Source organism: Vibrio sp. Vb1554, from assembly GCF_033344235.1.
Genome location: NZ_JAWPOJ010000363.1, coordinates 1 through 1,127 on the forward strand (window position 1 = coordinate 1; position 1,127 = coordinate 1,127).

Annotated in this window: 2 protein-coding genes and 1 pseudogene; 2 read left to right on the plus strand and 1 reads right to left on the minus strand. The window is 45.4% G+C overall.

Features of this window, described 5'->3' with window-relative positions:
* Both R8N28_RS26315 and R8N28_RS26320 read left to right on the plus strand, forming a co-directional pair.
* Positions 1-254: YciI family protein (locus R8N28_RS26315; protein ID WP_318183797.1), on the plus strand; the 254-nt coding region annotated here is incomplete at its 5' end.
* A 3-nt stretch (positions 255-257) separates the two neighbouring features.
* On the plus strand, positions 258-650 hold the full coding sequence (locus R8N28_RS26320; RefSeq protein WP_005459209.1) for a GspS/AspS pilotin family protein: 393 nt from the start codon (positions 258-260) through the stop codon (positions 648-650).
* Between the two features lie 144 nt (positions 651-794).
* On the opposite strand, the pseudogene R8N28_RS26325 reads toward R8N28_RS26320, so the two are convergent.
* A pseudogene (locus R8N28_RS26325) lies at positions 795-1,127 on the minus strand (5-methyltetrahydropteroyltriglutamate--homocysteine S-methyltransferase); the annotation flags it as partial.

The window sequence follows — 1,127 nt, forward strand, 5'->3', positions numbered from 1 at the left end:
AAAAACGTATGGGCGTTCGTCCTCAACATTTAGAACGCTTGCAACAGCTTCAAGATGAAGGTCGTTTACTTACCGCAGGTCCAATGCCAGCGATCGACTCTGATAACCCAGGAGAAGCCGGCTTTACTGGTTCGACAGTCATTGCTGAATTTTCCTCTTTGGAAGATGCCAAAACATGGGCTGACGCCGATCCTTATGTGGCGGCGGGCGTTTACGAAAACGTGATCGTAAAACCGTTCAAAAAAGTGTTTTAATTTATGAAAAAATTACTGTGTCTCTTCCTCGCCTTTGGTGCATTGGCGGGTTGTTCATCAAGCAATGACAACCAACGCCAACTTGAATTAATGGCGTCTAACCGTGCCGGTGTCCTGTCTGCCGGACTGCCGTTGGAATACGGTCCGCTGCAAATCATGCGTGTTTCTTCTAACAAGAACGTGGTAGAAATGATGATGATTTACAACGACGATGCTTTAGGTGCGAAACCATTAAACCAAGTACTGAATACCAGTATTTATACATACTGCAATACGCCGTCGGTAAGAGAGCAAATTGATATGGGTTTGATGTACCGATTAAAAGTGCGTAACTCACGCGGTCAGCTAATTGCTGATGAATTGGTTTCAGAGCAAACCTGTAGCAAAATCAAATAGACACAGTCATTTGCTTGTCGCCCAAGCCCGACAACAACGAGAGCCGTCGTTAGTGAGCTAAGCGGACATTAAATAAAAGACACAAAAGCGGAGACGATGGTCTCCGCTTTTTTATTAGCCACTTTAAATTGGTGACGAGCTACCTTATGCAAGCTCTGCGCGAAGCTTCTTCGCAGCAGACACTAGGTTGGCAAGTGCAGCTTCCGTCTCTGCCCAGTTACGTGTTTTCAAACCACAGTCTGGGTTTACCCACAAACGTTGTACCGGAATCTTTTCTGCCGCTTTCTTGATTAAACCTTCAATCCACTCTTCCGTCGGAATATTTGGTGAGTGAATGTCATAAACACCTGGGCCGATTTCGTTCGGGTAATTGAACTCTTCAAATGCTTTCAGCAGCTCCATATTTGAGCGTGACGTTTCAATGGTAATCACGTCCGCATCGAGCGCTGCAACAGAATCGATGATTTCATTGAACTC